The organism is Bacillus sp. ISL-78 (assembly GCF_018613455.1).
Lineage (GTDB): Bacteria > Bacillota > Bacilli > Bacillales > DSM-1321 > Peribacillus > Peribacillus frigoritolerans.
Map to the genome: position 1 here is coordinate 56,661 of NZ_JAGGQC010000021.1, position 18,261 is coordinate 74,921.

At 40.9% G+C, this 18,261-nt stretch carries 15 protein-coding genes, 9 tRNA genes and 1 rRNA gene; 4 read left to right on the forward strand and 21 right to left on the reverse strand.

Annotation, left to right across the window (positions count from 1 at the left end):
* Window positions 1-222: 222 nt before the first annotated feature.
* The 3 genes from J7I96_RS19170 to J7I96_RS19180 all read right to left on the reverse strand — a co-directional run bounded on the left by J7I96_RS19170 (window position 223) and on the right by J7I96_RS19180 (window position 3,631).
* Entirely contained in the window at window positions 223-423 is a 201-nt protein-coding gene (locus tag J7I96_RS19170) for a cold-shock protein (protein WP_034304915.1), read from the reverse strand.
* Window positions 424-754: 331 nt separating this feature from the next.
* Window positions 755-2,449 (reverse strand): methyl-accepting chemotaxis protein, encoded by a 1,695-nt coding sequence (locus J7I96_RS19175; protein WP_214774692.1) that lies wholly within the window; start codon window positions 2,447-2,449, stop codon window positions 755-757.
* 12 nt (window positions 2,450-2,461) lie between these two features.
* The gene (locus tag J7I96_RS19180) at window positions 2,462-3,631 is read right to left on the reverse strand and encodes an ATP-grasp domain-containing protein (protein WP_214774690.1); all 1,170 of its coding nucleotides are present in this window, start codon (window positions 3,629-3,631) and stop codon (window positions 2,462-2,464) included.
* A 364-nt stretch (window positions 3,632-3,995) separates the two neighbouring features.
* On the opposite strand from J7I96_RS19180, the gene J7I96_RS19185 reads away from it, so the two are divergent.
* The 3 genes from J7I96_RS19185 to J7I96_RS19195 are packed head-to-tail and all read left to right on the forward strand — an operon-like array spanning window position 3,996 to window position 7,482.
* A complete protein-coding gene (locus tag J7I96_RS19185; RefSeq protein ID WP_214774688.1) occupies window positions 3,996-5,753 on the forward strand; it encodes an ABC transporter ATP-binding protein in 1,758 nt (585 codons plus the stop codon).
* 23 nt (window positions 5,754-5,776) lie between these two features.
* On the forward strand, window positions 5,777-6,451 hold the full coding sequence (locus J7I96_RS19190; RefSeq protein ID WP_214924362.1) for a response regulator transcription factor: 675 nt from the start codon (window positions 5,777-5,779) through the stop codon (window positions 6,449-6,451).
* Window positions 6,448-7,482, forward strand: coding sequence for a sensor histidine kinase (locus J7I96_RS19195; RefSeq protein ID WP_214774684.1), 1,035 nt, complete (start codon window positions 6,448-6,450; stop codon window positions 7,480-7,482). The genes J7I96_RS19190 and J7I96_RS19195 overlap by 4 nt, the downstream gene beginning before the upstream one ends.
* A 109-nt stretch (window positions 7,483-7,591) precedes the next feature.
* On the opposite strand, the gene J7I96_RS19200 is transcribed toward J7I96_RS19195, so the two are convergent.
* From J7I96_RS19200 to sigW, 7 genes are all read right to left on the reverse strand, one after another.
* Complete coding sequence (locus J7I96_RS19200; protein WP_214774682.1) at window positions 7,592-7,963, reverse strand: iron chaperone; 372 nt, start codon at window positions 7,961-7,963, stop codon at window positions 7,592-7,594.
* Window positions 7,964-8,276: 313 nt separating this feature from the next.
* Window positions 8,277-10,079, reverse strand: a complete 1,803-nt coding sequence (gene glmS / locus J7I96_RS19205) for a glutamine--fructose-6-phosphate transaminase (isomerizing) (protein WP_214774680.1) — start codon at window positions 10,077-10,079, stop codon at window positions 8,277-8,279.
* Window positions 10,080-10,543: 464 nt separating this feature from the next.
* Window positions 10,544-11,893 carry a phosphoglucosamine mutase gene (gene glmM / locus J7I96_RS19210; protein ID WP_101225662.1) on the reverse strand — a complete coding sequence of 450 codons (1,350 nt, stop codon included), beginning with the start codon at window positions 11,891-11,893 and terminating at the stop codon, window positions 10,544-10,546.
* 56 nt (window positions 11,894-11,949) lie between these two features.
* Window positions 11,950-13,317, reverse strand: coding sequence for a CdaR family protein (locus J7I96_RS19215; protein WP_214774678.1), 1,368 nt, complete (start codon window positions 13,315-13,317; stop codon window positions 11,950-11,952).
* Window positions 13,310-14,134, reverse strand: coding sequence for a diadenylate cyclase CdaA (gene cdaA, locus J7I96_RS19220; protein ID WP_034304935.1), 825 nt, complete (start codon window positions 14,132-14,134; stop codon window positions 13,310-13,312). Before cdaA ends, J7I96_RS19215 begins: the two co-directional genes overlap by 8 nt.
* Window positions 14,135-14,354: 220 nt before the next feature.
* Window positions 14,355-14,978 (reverse strand): anti-sigma factor family protein, encoded by a 624-nt coding sequence (locus J7I96_RS19225; RefSeq protein WP_048685729.1) that lies wholly within the window; start codon window positions 14,976-14,978, stop codon window positions 14,355-14,357.
* Window positions 14,979-14,994: 16 nt separating this feature from the next.
* Window positions 14,995-15,558, reverse strand: a complete 564-nt coding sequence (sigW, locus tag J7I96_RS19230; protein ID WP_048685727.1) for an RNA polymerase sigma factor SigW — start codon at window positions 15,556-15,558, stop codon at window positions 14,995-14,997.
* A 172-nt stretch (window positions 15,559-15,730) separates the two neighbouring features.
* Between sigW and J7I96_RS19235 the strand changes: the two genes are divergently transcribed.
* Complete coding sequence (locus tag J7I96_RS19235) at window positions 15,731-15,916, forward strand: aspartyl-phosphate phosphatase Spo0E family protein (protein WP_034304941.1); 186 nt, start codon at window positions 15,731-15,733, stop codon at window positions 15,914-15,916.
* Between the two features lie 137 nt (window positions 15,917-16,053).
* Here J7I96_RS19235 and rocF read toward each other — a convergent pair whose 3' ends face one another.
* The 11 genes from rocF to rrf form a co-directional block, all read right to left on the reverse strand.
* Window positions 16,054-16,956, reverse strand: coding sequence for an arginase (gene rocF, locus J7I96_RS19240; protein ID WP_214774676.1), 903 nt, complete (start codon window positions 16,954-16,956; stop codon window positions 16,054-16,056).
* A gap of 208 nt (window positions 16,957-17,164) precedes the next feature.
* A tRNA-Ala gene (locus J7I96_RS19245) sits at window positions 17,165-17,240 on the reverse strand.
* Window positions 17,241-17,261: 21 nt separating this feature from the next.
* Window positions 17,262-17,333 (reverse strand) — tRNA-Gly (locus J7I96_RS19250).
* 3 nt (window positions 17,334-17,336) lie between these two features.
* Window positions 17,337-17,411, reverse strand: a tRNA-Gln gene (locus tag J7I96_RS19255).
* 104 nt (window positions 17,412-17,515) lie between these two features.
* A tRNA-Tyr gene (locus J7I96_RS19260) sits at window positions 17,516-17,599 on the reverse strand.
* An 18-nt stretch (window positions 17,600-17,617) separates the two neighbouring features.
* Window positions 17,618-17,693, reverse strand: a tRNA-Thr gene (locus tag J7I96_RS19265).
* Window positions 17,694-17,708: 15 nt separating this feature from the next.
* Window positions 17,709-17,784 (reverse strand) — tRNA-Val (locus J7I96_RS19270).
* 17 nt (window positions 17,785-17,801) lie between these two features.
* Window positions 17,802-17,876 (reverse strand) — tRNA-Glu (locus J7I96_RS19275).
* 33 nt (window positions 17,877-17,909) lie between these two features.
* Window positions 17,910-17,982: transfer RNA gene (locus J7I96_RS19280), tRNA-Thr, on the reverse strand.
* Between the two features lie 3 nt (window positions 17,983-17,985).
* A tRNA-Asn gene (locus tag J7I96_RS19285) sits at window positions 17,986-18,060 on the reverse strand.
* A 44-nt stretch (window positions 18,061-18,104) separates the two neighbouring features.
* Window positions 18,105-18,220: ribosomal RNA gene (rrf, locus tag J7I96_RS19290) — 5S ribosomal RNA — on the reverse strand.
* Between the last annotated feature and the right edge of the window lie 41 nt (window positions 18,221-18,261).

The window sequence follows — 18,261 nt, forward strand, 5'->3', positions numbered from 1 at the left end:
TGATTTCAATAATTACCTATCGTTACCTTGATACGTATAATATATTTAATTTAGTATTTTTTAGAAAAACTATGATATACTTAGTCAAACCTTTTTAAGCGTTTTACTTTACTTGTACCATTTACCCTGCTTATCGTTTAGCAGGGTTTTTTGTTATGTATTTTCACAAAACAAAAAAAGACGGACCCTTTAAAAGGGATCCGTCTTTTTTTGTTATTGAAATTATGCTTTTTGAACGTTAGAAGCTTGAGGTCCGCGTTGACCTTGTTCTACTTCAAAAGTAACTTCTTGGCCTTCGTCTAAAGATTTGAAACCTTCGCTTTGGATAGCTGAGAAATGTACGAATACGTCGTCTCCGTTTTCGCGTTCGATGAATCCAAAACCTTTTTCTGCGTTAAACCATTTTACTTTACCTTGTTCCATTGTTGTTGCCTCCTAGTGCATCTAAGCACAATGTATTACTATCCTTGCTCTAAGTCATCATCGAAAACGAAAAGTAGTACTTTTAGTATCCTTAGTACCGAACAAAAATAATTAAGACTAAGCATAACATTAAATGGTAGCGATTGCAAATAGTTTGGGGAAACTTTTTTCCAGCAATTTTTAATACTCTCTCAATTCTATTAAAAATCAAGCAGTAACCAAAGTCGCTATCACTTACAGCCCTCGGTCAACATGAACGCTCACATGCATTACCCCAAACAAAAACCCCTCGTTATAACGAAAGGTTTTTGTAGATGTTTACTTCAAATATTTATTTTTCCGTATTGAACTTTTCTACCATTTCTTCTAAAATCGCCGATTCTTTTGCTAAATCTTCATTTTGTTCCTTCAGTCCAGCCATTATGGTACTTTGTTGAATGGCAGCTGCCGAGATTTGCTCCATTGTTGCGACTCCTTCTTCGGAAATCGCCGCAATTTCCTGTATGGATGCCAGGCTTTCATCCGAAGACTCATTGATTTTTTTCGAATGTACGGCCAATCGTTCTGTGCCTTTCAGCAATTTCTCTACGGATTCGAATATCTTATTGAAAATCTCGCCATTGTTTTCCACTAAGGAGACACCATTTAGTATATCCTGAAAACTCTCATCATTATTTTGGATGACTTTGGCTGTTTGTTCATTAATCCGCATAATCGATTCTGAAATGATATCGATGGATTCATCGGTTTGCACAGCCAATTTTTGCACCTCTTGAGCTACTACGGCAAAACCTCTGCCAGCATCCCCCGCCCGTGCCGCTTCAATGGACGCATTCAGGGACAGCAGGTTCGTTTGGGAAGCAATCACCCTTATTAGGCCAATCACTTCATTTATCTTCACTACATCCTCTTCCAGGCTCACCAAATTGGCTTTATTCGCTTGGCCGTTTTCCATGATTTTATCCATCTGGCTCGTTACATCTTGCACTTGTTGACTCCCTTGTTCAGCAAGTGTATTTGCATGCATCGTAAATTCATTCATTTCATTCGTTTGCTCGTTCATTAAACGGATCGTATCCGTTAAGTCACTGATCATATTGGAAATCCGGTCAATATGATGGGCACGTTCTTCCGAAGCCTTTGCTTCTTCCGTTGTCCCCGTCACTATCTGGCCATAGGATTCCACCATCTCTTCAAAGGATTGCTGAATGGAAACTGTCGTTTGATTCATCGTTTGGGCGTGTTCACGGACATTCTGGATAATATGGGACAAACTTAATCTCATATCTTCGAATCCATTTGACAGATCGCCAATCTCATCCTCTCTGCCAACGGGAATCGATTTACTTAAGTCCCCTTTTGCCATTTCATTCGTGTAACCAACAAGTTCATTGACGGGTCCCGAGATCTTTTTCCCGATGACAACGGCGCATAGCACACCCAATATAACAGCACTTGCAAGAAATAAGATATTATAGAATATCATTGTGCTTTTCAATTCATCAATGAAGCTTGCATCCATATCGATTCCGACAATCGCGTCGGTTCCTTCGATCGGCGTAAAGTACGACTTATGTGTTCCCCACTTATCTTTATATATTTCACTCAAGATGTCTTCGCTTCCATTTATCGATTTTGCCTGTTCCGGTGTGAAGGGGGATTCCACCATATAGTCATCACTGCCGCTCAAGGCTACAATCATGTCGGCATCATTCTCCCGCTTCAAAACATAAACATATTCAATTCCTTCTTTATCTTCAACAAAGGCATCCAGTTTCCGCTTAATCTCTTCGCCCCGTTCGGAAGCTTTGTTTATCAAAGTGGGATTGAGGCTCGCTGCTAAACTGTGGGCATTTTCAGAAAGGCGTTCATCGAATTGCGGAAGGACATTCTCATTGATCATTTTATTAGTAATATAGGAAAAGCAAAGGCCCATGGCCCCTGCGAAAATCACGAAAGGAATAATATAAAACAAGAATAGTTTTGCCAATAGAGATTTTTTAGGATTCAGCTTTGAAAATCTCATTTCCATGCCCCCTTAGTTGAAAACCAGTTGTTTTATAGTCAAATATGGTATTAAATCCAAATGAAGCAATTGGAGATTTTCATTTAAATCCTCACTTCTATAAAAGATGATGGCCATGCTCCGGTCATTTTGAAAAGGAAGCTGCCTATATTCCAAAACCTGCTCGAATTCATGACAAAGTCCATCATGATCAATGCGTGCAACATCTTCCGGATTTATTTCAAGCGGAACCTCTGCAAAGAAAAAGCTATATATTCGATTGTCCATCTCTTCCAATATCCGATTCCAATCGGGTTTCGTTCCTGAAAAATAGTGTTCATACATATTCATTCCATAGGCATGGTAACCTAGATCCGTTGTACCCGCCCCAGCAAAACGCAGGGGATTGATTTCGATGGGTATCACCCGGTTTCCCTTTTTGCGGATTTCAAAGTGTACAGGATAATTCCTAAGCGGAAGTACCCTTTGGATATTCTTCATGAACTTCAATGCATCATGATAGATTTCATCAATGGCCAACTTCGAAGTATAATAAATTCGATCGGAAGTATCGTATTCATCCTTGAATAATCGTTTGAAGACATTCAAAATGACCGGTTCACCATCTTGATTGTAATAACCATCAATGGCATACTCTTCACCCTGAATCCACTCTTCTATTAAAACGGTCTGGGAACCGACCACTTCTGAATCATATAATCCATCCGAATGAAGTAAATCCGCTTTAAGCTGGTTCACGGCCATATCCCAATCCTGTTCATTCTTTACTTTGTGCACACCTACACTTGAATAGCCAATATTGGGTTTGATAACTACCGGAAATGGTATTTGATTTTTATCCAGCTCACTTATCATGGATAAATCGATATCTTGGAAATAGAAATCAGGATATAAAGATTTCGTCAAATTTCGTACCTGACTCTTATCCTTCAATAACTTTGACCAAATGTATTCATTGCTATTCGGTTGAAAATGACCTAATAGTGTTATGCCATTTTCAGAGTTTGTAAGAATTCTTTTGTCCTTTTCCATGGACTTGAAAAATTCTGTATCCTTTTGAATGTTTAGCTTTTCTGATGTTAATGTGTCTCCCCATTGCCCTTGTTCCAATACTGGAATTTGCTGTTCCTCTAACACCTTTAGAAGAATTGGCGACACAATGGACTCATTCAAAATAATCATTTTTTCCACCTAACTTATACTGTTTTTTGTATCTCCATATTTAATCGGTTAAAACCGGTAAGTTTTTAGCCTATATAGGTATTTATTATTAAAAATGAAATAAAAATCAAGATATCACTATATCTTTTTACCTATAAGTCATAGACTTGAGATCCTTACACATATTCCTTACCGTTAACCATCGAATATTTAATTTCCTTGTATCTTCATGAAAAAAAGCCGACACTATTTTAAGTGTCTGCCACATTTTTTTCATCATCATTCAGAAAAGGTCTCACCAAAATTTTTGTGGGTTAACTAAGACTCGTTCATATTCAATTCATAACTTCTTTATATACTTCTCTGTAATGAAAATCGAGAAAGGATGTATTTACATATGTCAGAAGCAAAAAAACAAAAAGGATGGCGCCAGTTCATTCGATTGGTCCAACAAACGAAGCCTTCCAAACTAATGATAGGGATTGCATTAGCATTAAGCCTAGGCACAACAGGTGTAGCTTTATTAGTCCCATTATTCACAAAAAATCTAATCAATGATTTTTCAGTCAGTTCACTAAACGCTGAAAGAATCACACTTCTCGTTGTTGCCATCATTGTTCAAGCATTGGCCAGTGGATTTTCCATCTATTTATTAAATCGGATCGGTCAATCCGTAGTGGCAGGTATCCGCGATCAACTATGGAAAAAATTACTCGTATTACCCATTAGTTATTTTGATGATCATCCATCGGGAGAAACAGTCAGCCGAATGACAAATGATACAACTGTAGTGAAGGGATTAATCTCTGAACATCTCTCTAATTTCGTTACAGGAATCATTTCCATCGTAGGTTCCATGATCGTATTATTCGTACTCGATTGGAAAATGACATTATTGATGTTCACCGCAATTCCACTCTCTGTTTTGATATTAATGCCGCTAGGGAAAAAAATGCACAAAATATCTAAAGGGATGCAGGACGAGACAGCAAGCTTCACCGCAGTCCTTCAGCAGGTTCTAACGGAAATACGTCTTGTTAAAGCATCTAATGCAGAAGATTCGGAATATCAAAATGGCCAAAAAGGAATTCAGAAATTATTTCAATTCGGATTAAAAGAGGCAAAAATCCAAGCGTTGATTGCGCCGCTAATGAGTTTTGTCATGATGGCATTACTCGTCCTGATTTTAGGATATGGGGGAATGCGTGTTTCTTCAGGGGCCCTGACTGCTGGAGCTCTAGTTGCATTCATCATGTATCTTTTCCAAATAATCATGCCAATGGCTCAATTAGCCAGTTTCTTTACACAATTCCAAAAAGCAACGGGTGCAACAGAGCGCATCATTTCCATTCTGGATTCTGCGGAGGAAGAAGATGCGAAGCAGCCCGTTCAAAATATGAGTCAATCCATCAGCGTGGATCACCTGAACTATAGTTACAATAATGGAGAACAGGTACTTAAAGATATAAGCTTTAACGTTGAGGCCGGTAAGGTCACTGCAATAGTCGGCCCGAGCGGAAGCGGAAAAACGACCCTTTTTTCATTATTCGAGCGTTTCTACAAACCACAGGAAGGGTCCATATCCATAGGTGGGACATCCATAAATGACTTCACCCTGCTTTCATGGAGAAGCCAGATTGGATATGTTTCACAAGAAAGCCCGATTGTATCCGGTACAATTCGAGATAATATTTGTTATGGCATCGATCGGGATATAACAGATGAAGAATTAAATCAAGTGGCTAAAATGGCGTATGCAGATCAATTCATTTCTGAGCTTCCGAACGGATATGATACAGAGGTCGGTGAAAGGGGCATGAAATTATCAGGCGGTCAAAGACAAAGAATTGCAATCGCCCGTGCATTTTTAAGAAATCCGAAAATATTAATGCTGGATGAAGCTACCTCCAGCCTGGACAGCAAATCAGAAAAAGTGGTTCAACAGGCATTAAATCATTTAATGAAAGGAAGAACAACAATAGTCATCGCCCACCGCCTATCGACCGTTATCGGTTCAGATCAAATCATCTTCCTTGAAAAAGGGAAAATAACAGGCAGCGGAACACATAAAGAGCTATATAATACGCACTCATTATATCGCGAATTTGCCCAACAGCAGTTGCACAAGCTTGACCTGGCCTAATTCGCCGAAAGGAAAGAAGAAGGATGACAAAAATATTGATAGTCGATGATGATGCACATATCCGCGAACTTATAAACCTGTTGTTAAGAAAAGAAGGCTTTGATCTATATGAAGCCTCAGATGGAATGCAAGCATTGAAAGTAATGGAAAAAGTGAAAATCGATTTGGCAGTCATCGATATTATGATGCCTAACATGGATGGATGGCAATTATGCAAAGAGTTACGGGAATTTAGTGATATCCCCATTTTAATGCTGACTGCAAAAGGGGAAACAACACAAAAAGTAAAAGGATTCGGGCTTGGGGCAGATGATTATCTTGTAAAGCCATTTGAACCGATCGAATTGGTTCTTAGAATAAAGGCTTTATTAAAACGGTATAAAATCACTATTTCACAAACATTAAATATCGGCGAATTAAAAATGAATCGCAACACGCATGAAATGTCATTCAAAGAACAGGCATATACGATTCCATTAAAAGAATTCGAATTGCTGTTTAAATTAGCAAGCTATCCTGGAAAAACTTTTTCCAGGGAAGATCTTATCGAAGACATTTGGGGCTATGATTATGAAGGTGATGAACGGACTGTCGATGTTCATATAAAAAGAGTGAGGGAACGGTTTCCCGAATCGGATTTCCCCTTCCGGATTAAAACGATCTGGGGATTGGGCTACCGTTTGGAGATAACGAGATGAGAGGCAATCGATTTTTCAAAAAAATGCTTGGCATGCTGTTTTTTGTAACGTTTATTTCAATTTCCTTTTCCGCCGGGTACTATATCATTGAGCTTTTGCCCTTAAGGTTAACCGATTATGTTCGCTATCTGGCTACAATCGTGACAAGCATCGCAATCATGATATTAATTGGTCACCTTATCCATGCTATCCATCATAATAAACGGGTAAATATTTACCTCGAGATCATAGATGCCTTAAGGAAAATAGCAAATGGCGATTATAATGTACAACTGGATTTTAATATGGACAAGAGAAACGAAATGACCGACATCATTAACCACTTCAATCACATGGCCAAGCAATTGAAGCAAATGGAAGAAATGCGGCAGGAGTTCATCTCTAATGTCTCACATGAAATACAGTCGCCTCTTACCTCCATTGTAGGATTTGCCCAAGCACTTCAAGTTAATATGCTGACAATCGAAGAACGAAATCATTATCTTAATATAATAGAAACAGAGAGCAGGAGATTATCCAAATTAAGCGATAACCTTCTAAAGCTTACATCCCTTGAATCTGAGCATCATCCTTTTGATAGGACAGATTTCCGGCTGGATCAGCAAATAAGGACCATTATTTTGGCTTGTGAACCCGCTTGGTTGGACAAAGAACTCGAATTGGACATATCCCTAGAAAAGATTCGAATAGTTGGAGACCAGGATTTGATGAGCCAAGTATGGACAAATTTAATACACAATAGCATCAAATTCACCGGCCATCGCGGAAAGATCTCGATTCGATTACAACAGATTGATAGCCTGGCATCCATAACGATATCCGACAATGGAATCGGCATTTCCGAAACAGACCAGTTCCATATTTTCGAGCGATTCTATAAAGCCGACCTGGCAAGGGAACGTTCAAAAAGCGGCAGCGGTTTAGGGCTATCGATCGTAAAAAGGATTATAGAGATGCATGAAGGGACCATATCCGTAAAAAGCGAACTCGAAAAGGGAACTACTTTTACGATTCTGCTTCCTATTTCGTGAGGTTTTTTGATCTTAAAATTTATTTTAAATCATAGGTAATAAAAAACAGCTGCAATGGCAGCTGTTTTTTAAATCTATTTGTTGGTTTTCACCCTTAATAATCATTTTTTTATTTCCGCCAAAAAGTTGAACAGTCTGCCTTATCAAAAATATTATACTCTATCATTTTCTCAAGTAATGGGTAATCAACCGGACTGTCCCACTTGATACGTACCAACTGCTTGGTGTGATCATAGCCAGCCTGCACGATTTCATCAGAGAAATGATCGATCCCTGCCTTTTCAGGGGCAACAGCCAAATGATGTGTGGCTACGCTAAAGCCAATGATATATGTGTCATGATCGGTAAACATAGGCTGATTCCACGCAATCTTCGACATTAGATTTGGAAATTTCTTAGTTACCCAAGCCAGGACTTCTTCCGTTCGTTCCCTATGTTGCGGGTTATCGATATTCGCTAAAAATTCTGCAAAGACTTCCATGCTATTCTCTCCTAAATAAAAAAATTTTTATGAAGACTTCATTTTCAACATCCCCTAAATTCAATACGGGTTTCTTTCAACAATGTACCATCGGAAGATCATTAACATTGCTCTAAATGCCATGACTACCTACTGATGGATTTGATAGACTGCATTACACTGCCACCGATTCTTATTACCTCGGTCTTCTAATCCACTTGTCAACTTGGGAGGTTCCCGTTGTTTTAAATATAAAAAATACCCCTTTGGCTAATCATAGCCAAAGGGGTAAAGCTTCGCAACTTTTCATAATCTACATTGCATTCATTCCCACTTACTCAACCGTTACACTTTTCGCAAGGTTACGCGGTTTATCCACGTCACATTCGCGGTGCAAGGCTGCGTAGTAGGCAATGAGCTGCAGCGGGATAACAGAGATAAGGGGTGTTAATAGTTCATTCACTTCCGGGATGACGAAACGATCATCCTCTTCTTCCAGACCCTTCATGGAAATGATGCAAGGGTTGGCGCCACGGGCAACCACTTCCTTCACATTACCACGGATGCTTAGGTTGACGCCTGCTTGAGTAGCAAGGGCTATGACAGGTGTACCTTCTTCAATCAAGGCAATCGTTCCATGTTTAAGCTCTCCGCCAGCAAAGCCTTCCGCCTGGATGTAAGAAATCTCCTTCAGCTTAAGGGCCCCTTCAAGTACAACATAGTAGTCAAGTGAACGGCCGATGAAGAAGCAGTTTCTCGTAACGGACAAATATTCACGGGCGATGTCTTCCATCTCTTCTTTCGAATCACATAGGGCTTCCATGGCCGTCGCAACGATTCCAAGCTCTTTTACAAGGTCGAAACCATACTCCATGTTACGGAATTGGCCAGTTACATTTGCCAAGATTGATAAGACTGCCACTTGAGCTGTGTAGGCCTTTGTAGAGGCAACGGCAATTTCAGGGCCAGCATGCAGCAAGAGCGTATAATCCGCTTCACGTGACAATGTAGAGCCAGGTACGTTCGTGATGGTCAGGGCTTTATGACCAAGCGCTTTGATGGACACTAATACGGCACGGCTATCTGCAGTTTCACCACTTTGTGAAATGAAGATGAATAACGGTTTTTTCGATAATAACGGCATATTGTAAGTGAATTCCGATGCGACATGGACCTCAACCGGAATTTCAGTCATTTTTTCGATGAATTGCTTACCAATCAACCCTGCATGATAGCTGGTTCCGCAAGCGATGATATAAATACGGTCAGCCTCACTTACGGCTTCAGTAATATTATAGTCGATTGCAAGTTTACCTTCTTCATTTTGGTATGCTTGAATGATTTTACGTATTACCGCTGGCTGCTCGTCGACTTCCTTGAGCATATAGTGAGGATACGTACCTTTTTCAATATCACTTGCATCAAGTTCAGCCGTGTAAGGAGCACGCATGACTTCTTCGTTGGAAAGGTTCTTGATCGTTACCTTTTCATTTGTCACGATAACCATTTCCTTATCCATCAGTTCAAGGAATTGATCTGTGACTTGCAACATCGCCATTGCATCCGAAGCGACAACGTTAAAGTCTTTTCCGACGCCGATCAGCAGCGGGCTTTTATTTTTGGCGACTAAGATGGTTTCATCATTTTCAGCATCCAATAGGGCAATTGCATATGAACCCTCTAATAGAGTGAGTGTTTGACGGAACGCCTCTTCCACTTCCATGCCCTCGTTAACGAACTTCTCTATGAGTTGAACGATGACTTCCGTATCCGTTTCACTTTTAAAGGCAACATCCTTCAAATATTCACGTTTTAGAATCGCATAGTTTTCAATGACCCCATTATGAACTAAAGTCAATCGACCTGAATTACTTTGGTGCGGATGGGCATTTTCACGGCTTGGCACACCATGGGTGGCCCAGCGCGTATGTCCAATTCCGGTTTGTGCCATAGTATTTTCATCCACGGCTGCTCGTAAGTCCGCGATTCTTCCCTTTTCCTTAAAGATTGTCACGCCTGCTTCATTTCTCACAGCAATCCCTGAAGAGTCATAACCGCGATATTCAAGTTTTTCAAGACCTTTTAATAAAATTTCCTTTGCATCGTTAAGTCCAATATATCCAACAATTCCACACATAATTTCTGTTCCTCCAACCGATTCGAGGGAACAGGAATGCACGGGGGCATCCCTGCCCCCTCATCTCTAATATATTTTTATAAAGGAAATGCCCTAAAGCACTTTTTCCCATTGTGCATTTCCAACCCTTTGTGCAGTAAGTTGCCCTACTGTTTTAAGATTGGAATTATTGCGGCTGTGCACTTCAGCCGGGAGGTATCCGCCGATCATTCGATAAACCTCCTCCTCGTCAACTAAGCCATTTCTCGTCCAGACTTAGTTCAGGCGCTTTTGTGAATCCTTTTCTCCTTGCCTACCCTCCTTTTTAAAACAACCATTTTCAAGAAAATGAGTTGTAAATCAGGATAATCATACCTTAAATAAGGGACATAGGTCAATTCTTTATTACCAAGACCTGCGAAAAAGAACTTCTTTATAAAAATATGCATAAAAGGAAATTTCGTTCCTTTTATGCATAGGATTGGTTATTCGTTTATTCCCATTTCCGCTCTTACAACTGCGACGATGCGATCTACATAATTAGTGCATTCCTCAACTGTCGGTGCTTCAGCCATAACACGGACTAGCGGTTCAGTACCGGATGGTCTCACCAAAATACGGCCATTTCCGTTCATTTCCCCTTCAACAGCCTTGATGACTTCCTGTACCTTTTCATTATCGGTTACAGCGTGTTTATCGGTAACTCTGACATTGATCAGCGTTTGTGGATATTTCTTCATCTCGCCAGCAAGCTCCGATAAGGTTTTTTGGGTATCGCTCATGATGTTCACAAGCTGTAGACCCGTCAATAGGCCATCACCTGTCGTGTTATAGTCCAGGAAGATGATATGTCCGGATTGTTCACCGCCAAGGTTATAGCCGCCTTTTCGCATCTCCTCGACCACATAGCGATCTCCCACTGCCGTCTGGGCGCTTTGTATGCCATGCTCTTCAAGACCTTTATAAAAACCAAGGTTACTCATGATCGTAGAAACCACTGTTCCCTGTTTCAGACGGTTATTTTCTTTCAAGTATTTCGCACAGATATACATGATTTGGTCGCCGTCCACTATATTCCCTTTTTCATCTATGGCAATGACACGGTCACCGTCACCATCGAAAGCAAGTCCAACATCCGCACCTTTTTCTTTTAAGAATTCAGCAAGTGCTTCAGGGTGGGTGGAACCTACCTTATCATTAATGTTCAAGCCATTGGGCGATGCCCCCATTGTAGAGATGTCTGCATCAAGATCTGCAAACAGATGCATGGCCAAGGCAGATGTGGCCCCATGTGCACAATCAAGAGCAACATGTATGCCTGTAAAGTCTTCATCCACTGATTGTTTCAAGTACTGGAGATACTTTTGCCCTCCTTCGAAATAATCGTTCAAATGGCCTAAATCTCCGCCAACCGGGCGTGGAAGTTCATCCTTTTCCATATCTAATAGTGCTTCAATTTCCGCTTCTTGATCATCGGATAACTTAAACCCATCCGGTCCAAAGAATTTAATGCCATTATCCGCTACCGGATTATGCGAAGCGGAAATCATGACACCTGCTTCAGCACTTAAGGCCTTTGTTAAATAGGCTACTCCCGGTGTCGAAATGACACCCAGGCGCATCACTTCAGCCCCAATGGATAAAAGACCTGCAACAAGCGCACCTTCCAGCATTTCACCTGAAATACGAGTATCGCGTCCTATAAGCACTTTGGGTTTTTCTGTATTTCTAGTAAGGACGTAGCCACCAAAACGGCCTAGTTTAAATGCCAACTCCGGTGTTAACTCGCTATTCGCTATACCCCTTACTCCGTCTGTTCCAAAATATTTACCCATCTTTATCGCTCCTTCTTCGAATCGTTACTGAATTTAATGATGATGTTAAAGGAAGGTCATGTCTCTTCGTCTTTTTGTGTGATGGTGACCGAAACCGTTTTAGAATCCAGTTCCCATTCCACTCCCTCAGGCACTGTTACCGCCAGATCCACATCATGCGTACCTTCATCTAAATTACTCACATCTACTGTAAGATTAATGTCGTCTTTAGTTATTTTCTTCAAATCATCCGCATCACCAAGCAAAGTGATGCTGGTTACATCGGATTCCAATTCGGCATCTTGGTCATCCCGTATGCCCACAGGAACTATTTGTATATTGTTGAAAGTTTTGGACTCAACGGCAGCCGGTTCATCTTCTTCTTCTGGTTCTGGTTTTTCTTCGACTACTTGTTCTTCTTGTTTTTGTTCGGTTTCTGGTTCTTCCTCTTCCACGACTGGCTCTGCATTCTCTTCATCTACATCAACTTTTTCTGTACGAATCTTGACCTTCGCCTTACCCAAGGACATTTTTTGTACACTATCCGGTTTATTAAGATCGAGTTCCAGTTCTGTATCACCATCAATTTTCGAGATATTTACAGGAAGATTTATTTCATCTATTTTCTCCAGGCTCGTCTCCGAACCAAATAAGGTGACCTCTTTTGGATCGACACTTATACTCGTGATCCTGATTCCATCCTTTGCCTTGCCGGTTTGCTTCGGTGCTATCGACACCGTCTTGGAAGGAATGCTCACTTTTAAGGAAACGGCAACAGAAGATGGCTCGATCGTCACATCCAGCTTATTCAAATCCCTGTCCAAGGCTTTAACGGTTGCCTTGCTGTTCACCGTTTCGTTAAGTCCCTTACTTATTTCAAGGTTTGCCTTTACATAGGAAATTTGTTCAATTGCATCTTTAGCACCCGTTATTTTAACAGTTTTCGGGCTGACTGTTGGCTGACCAGCTGTATACCCCTCTTCAAGTAAAGAGCTGTTATACTCGGCCTCAACGGAGAATTCCTTCGTCACCCGTTCCTGAACGTTGACTTCCGCATATTCCGGATCGATCGTCGCCACTAACTTTTCATTCAAATCACTTATTTTAAATGTGACAGTTCTGTCCCCCATTGAGATTGCAGGATCAGAAAGGTCTACATACACTTTAAAATCCCTTTGATTTTTCGCATTAATCAATAGGCTTTTTGCTCCCTTTAGAGTAACATCAACTGTTTCAGGCACCCCGCTCACCACTAGATTCTCACGGTCATAGTACACTTCAACCGGTACATTTTCGATGGTCTCCGTACTGATTTCAGGGGCAGTCGATAAACCAAGGGATTTTTTATCCGACTCCATCTCAAAGTTAATAGAAATGAACAAAAGTGCTGCCAAGGCAAAAGCTACGATTCTCATAAACCAAGCGCTATTGGTGAATTTATCCATTCTTTTTCCCCCTCCAGTTAAAGATGCTTGAGGAAGTTGATTTGATATTTTCCACTACCAGTTCACTTGTAAGCATGGCCCTAAATGATTCTTGATTCAAATCCCGGTAAAGTTCCCCGTTTTTAGTGACGGATATTCCTCCCGTTTCTTCTGATACGACAATCGTCAGACTATCCGTAACTTCACTCATGCCTATGGCTGCCCTATGCCGTGTGCCAAGTTCCTTTGATATGAATGGACTCTCTGATAATGGCAAATAGCAAGCGGCGGCTGCCACCTGGTTATTTTGTAAAATAACTGCGCCATCATGGAGCGGCGTATTAGGGATGAAAATATTAATGAGCAGTTCTGAAGAAATATAGGATTTCAGGGGTATCCCCGTTTCAACATAATCCCCCAGCTCCGTACCTTTTTCTATCGTAATCAAGGCACCAATCCGCCTTTTTGCCATATAGGTGGACGCCTTTAGGATTTCCTCGACTAAACGCTCTTGCTGATTCTCTTCTGGAACGGTGCCCCTTGCAAAGAGCTTCCCGCGTCCTAATTGTTCAAGTGCCCTTCTCAGTTCAGGTTGAAAAATGACGAGAATAGCCAATACTCCCCAATTCATGACTTGTGCCATTAACCATCCGAGTGTATTGAAACCAAACAGGTTGCTTAAGCTTTTTACAATGACAATTACAAAAATTCCTTTTAGCAGCTGAATAGCCTTCGTGCCTCGAATAATAGTTAACAATTTATATATCACAAACCATACAAGGAGAATATCAATGAAATTTACTACATAGTCCCAAACAGTCAAATTGGTTAAAGACATGTTGTTTCCTCCAGTCAGTATTACTCCAAATACCAATTACAATCTTTATTTACAATAACCTTAATAGTATACCATTTTTTAAATGATTCATCTAAAAACTAGTGTGAGAAATTTACACAGGAAAAAAGAACCATTAAAAATGGTTTCCCTTCCTTAAAAAAATAAAGCTGGGCGAAGTCATCGTAAATCAAAAACGATGCCCCTGCCCAGCTTCTATTCCTTATTCTTTTTTCTCCTCTTTAGCAGGAACCAACGAGGTTGCAGTGTCCTTCACTTTATACCACATCCACTCAAAAGCTTGGTCAATAACATGGATGCTTCCAGTCACATTCCCTGCTTTAGACATATACTTATGCCCATTTATGACTGTCACATCTCCCTCTACTTCACCATCTATTTGAATATTACCATTTTGAACTACCACATTTCCCTTGATTGTCTCACCCTCAGGCACAATCACCGTTTCACCTTCGACCACTAAGTTAGGCTGCTTTGATACTGAAAAATGTTCGTCCTGATTATAAGTGGAAAAAACAGATCCTGTCATCAATATGATGAACATCGCTGCCGCTGTCATGAAAGGATGGCTTTTGAACCAACGTTTGGCACCTGTTGTTTTCGTTTCCTTTGGCAATTGAGCCATAACCTTCGCTGTAAAGTCATCCGGGGCCTTTATATGGGAAGTGCTTTGTACAAGAGCGACCGCCTTTTTCATTTCATGAAAGTAATCCCGGCATTCAGCACAGTCATGCAAGTGCTCCCGTAAAACTTCTTTATGCTCCGGTTTGATGTCCTCATCTAAATAATCATGCATATATTCAATGATTTCCTCATGGCAGTTCATTTTTCTCACCTTCTTTTTATAAATGGCGTAGTTGTTTACGCAAGGCTTCGCGACCGCGATGTATCCTCGTCTTAACCGTACCGACCGGCAAATCGAGTATCTCACTGATTTCCTTTAGAGATAACTCTTCAATATACTTCAATACGATTACCGATCGGTATTTCTCGGGCAATTTCATTATCTCCACTTGAATGGTTTCCTGCAGTTCTAATGATTCAACCTCTTCCTCGGGTTTCGCCATATCCGATGCAATTTGGGAATACATATTCAATCCCTCTGTTCCTGCCACCTCTGCATCGAGATAGTAGTCCGGTTTTTTCTTTCGAAGCCGGTCAATACAAAGATTGGTCGCAATCCGATATAACCATGTAGAAAATTTCATTGTTATATTGAAACTTCGAATGTTCACGTAGGCCCTTACAAAGGCCTCTTGAGCCAAATCTTCTGCTTCTTGCCTGTTTCCGAGCATCCTGAAACATATTTGGAAAACTTTGTCCTTGTAAATTTCGACAATTTCCCCAAAGGCATTATGGTCTCCTTTTAATACTTGATTAATTCTCTCTTTAATGAGTGCATCCATTTTCCGGTATTACCCCCGCTCATGCGGCTATACGATTACTACGAATCGTAAGCTGAAAGGTTTCAAAAATTTAATACATTAATTTTAACAAAGTTTTACATTTTATGTTTAAGAAAAAAAAAACAGGGCTATATAGTAAGAAATTGTAAAATTCAAAGGAGTGATTCTCTATATGAGTACTGAACAAATTTTAGACCATATTGAACAATGCAGACAGAAAATGATGTTTTTGGCTTCCCGTTCTTCGATGGTGGATAATGAAGTTATTGAAGTTAGCAGCAAACTGGATTCTTTAATCATTCAATACATCCATTTAACTAAAAACGGAGATCTCATGGACAGACGTGCTCTCAAGTGAATATGGATACAAGATTGCATCCATTTATCTATAGATATGTTTCTGTTACATACACCCTGGTAAATGAACCTACGTCTTCTAGCATATAAAAAACAGTAACCCATTACAAGCCGGTTACTGTTTCTTTTAATTATTAGTTATAATAATTTTTCTCCAAATAGCGAACCCATTAAGGCCACGGCAACGATTGCCGTTTTATTTCGCTCATCTAAAATGGGATTCACTTCAACGAATTCAGCGGATGTAATCAAGTTGGATTCCGCAAGCATTTCCATGGCCAAATGACTTTCCCGATAACTTATACCACCAATTACCGGTGTCCCGACTCCGGGTGCATCTGCTGGGTCCACTCCATCCAAATCCAGTGAAAGGTGGACGCCGTCCGTTCTTTCCCTTAAATAATCCATGCATTCTTCCATGACCCGTGTCATTCCCATCCGGTCGATCTCATGCATCGTGAATACTTTAATCCCTTTCTCACGGATAAGTTCCTTTTCCCCTTCATCCAATGACCTCGCTCCAATGATTACGATGTTTTCAGGTTTCACTTTTGGAGCAAAACCATGAATATTAATCAGGTCCGGATGACCAATTCCAATACTGACAGCTAAAGGCATCCCGTGTATATTTCCTGATGGTGAAGTTTCTTCCGTATTTAAGTCGCCATGTGCGTCGTACCAAATCACACCTAAATTCTTATAGTGCTTCGAGACTCCTGCCAGTGTGCCTATCGCTATTGAATGGTCTCCCCCCAATACAAGCGGAAAGGAACCTTCTTCTATTATTTCATCAACTCTTGCAGCTAACTGGGTGTTACCTTTTGCTACAAGCTGTAAGTTTTTTAAATTTGTTCCGGGTTCATCTGCATTTTCAGGACGCCCTACAATTATATCCCCTAAATCCTCTACTTCTATATTCAACTTTTCAAGACGCTCGACAATCTCTGCGCAGCGGATGGCACTAGGTCCCATATCCACCCCTCGCCTTGCTTGACCAAGGTCCATAGGCAATCCGATGACGGAAATTTTCTGAATAGACATACAATTCCCCCTTCCATCATTTTATATCGTATATGCCAATTGGTTCAACTCGACATTTCCATGTATAAAGATGCACGTGTTCTGATTACATATGTTTTTTTGTGAAAAAATATCTTTCTGGGAATTAGTTTACCCAACTATGCCATAAACAAAAAAAAGTCTTAAACCATTTTTGGCTTAAGACGTAAGTTTTGGTGTATGTAGTTGATGGTGGAGCCTAGCGGGATCGAACCGCTGACCTCCTGCGTGCAAGGCAGGCGCTCTCCCAGCTGAGCTAAGGCCCCTAAGGAATTTAAAATATATTAAGCGGAAGACGGGATTCGAACCCGCGACCCCAACCTTGGCAAGGTTGTATTCTACCACTGAACTACTTCCGCAAATGGCTGGGCTAGAAGGGATCGAACCTTCGCATGACGGAATCAAAATCCGTTGCCTTACCGCTTGGCTATAGCCCAATATATGTTATGCAATGATTAATGTACAACAAAATAAAAAGGTGGTAATCATATATTTCCCCAATACAGAGAATATATAACTGATCCACAGGATTTTATTAAAATGGTGGAGGGGGGCAGATTCGAACTGCCGAACCCGAAGGAGCGGATTTACAGTCCGCCGCGTTTAGCCACTTCGCTACCCCTCCGCAATATATGGTTGTAAATGGTGCCGGCAAGAGGACTTGAACCCCCAACCTACTGATTACAAGTCAGTTGCTCTACCAGTTGAGCTACACCGGCAAGTAAAGAATATAATGGTGGAGGATGACGGGATCGAACCGCCGACCCTCTGCTTGTAAGGCAGATGCTCTCCCAGCTGAGCTAATCCTCCGAATTAATGATTTAAAATGGTGACCCGTACGGGATTCGAACCCGTGTTACCGCCGTGAAAGGGCGGTGTCTTAACCGCTTGACCAACGGGCCGAACTGTTTTTTTTGTTCATAGATAGATTGGGAAGCTCCCAAGCGGATTCGAACCGCTGACCTCTTCCTTACCATGGAAGTGCTCTACCTACTGAGCTATGGAAGCATATGGCTCCGCAGGTAGGACTCGAACCTACGACCGTTCGGTTAACAGCCGAATGCTCTACCACTGAGCTACTGCGGAATAATATAATGTTTCCTAAAACCCATTAAAGATTTAAATGAACAGCCTGGCAACGTCCTACTCTCACAGGGGGAAACCCCCAACTACCATCGGCGCTGAAGAACTTAACTTCCGTGTTCGGAATGGGAACGGGTGTGACCTCTTCGCCATCATTGCCAGACTATATTCATTTTTGAAGAATTCATTCCTTCAAAACTAGAT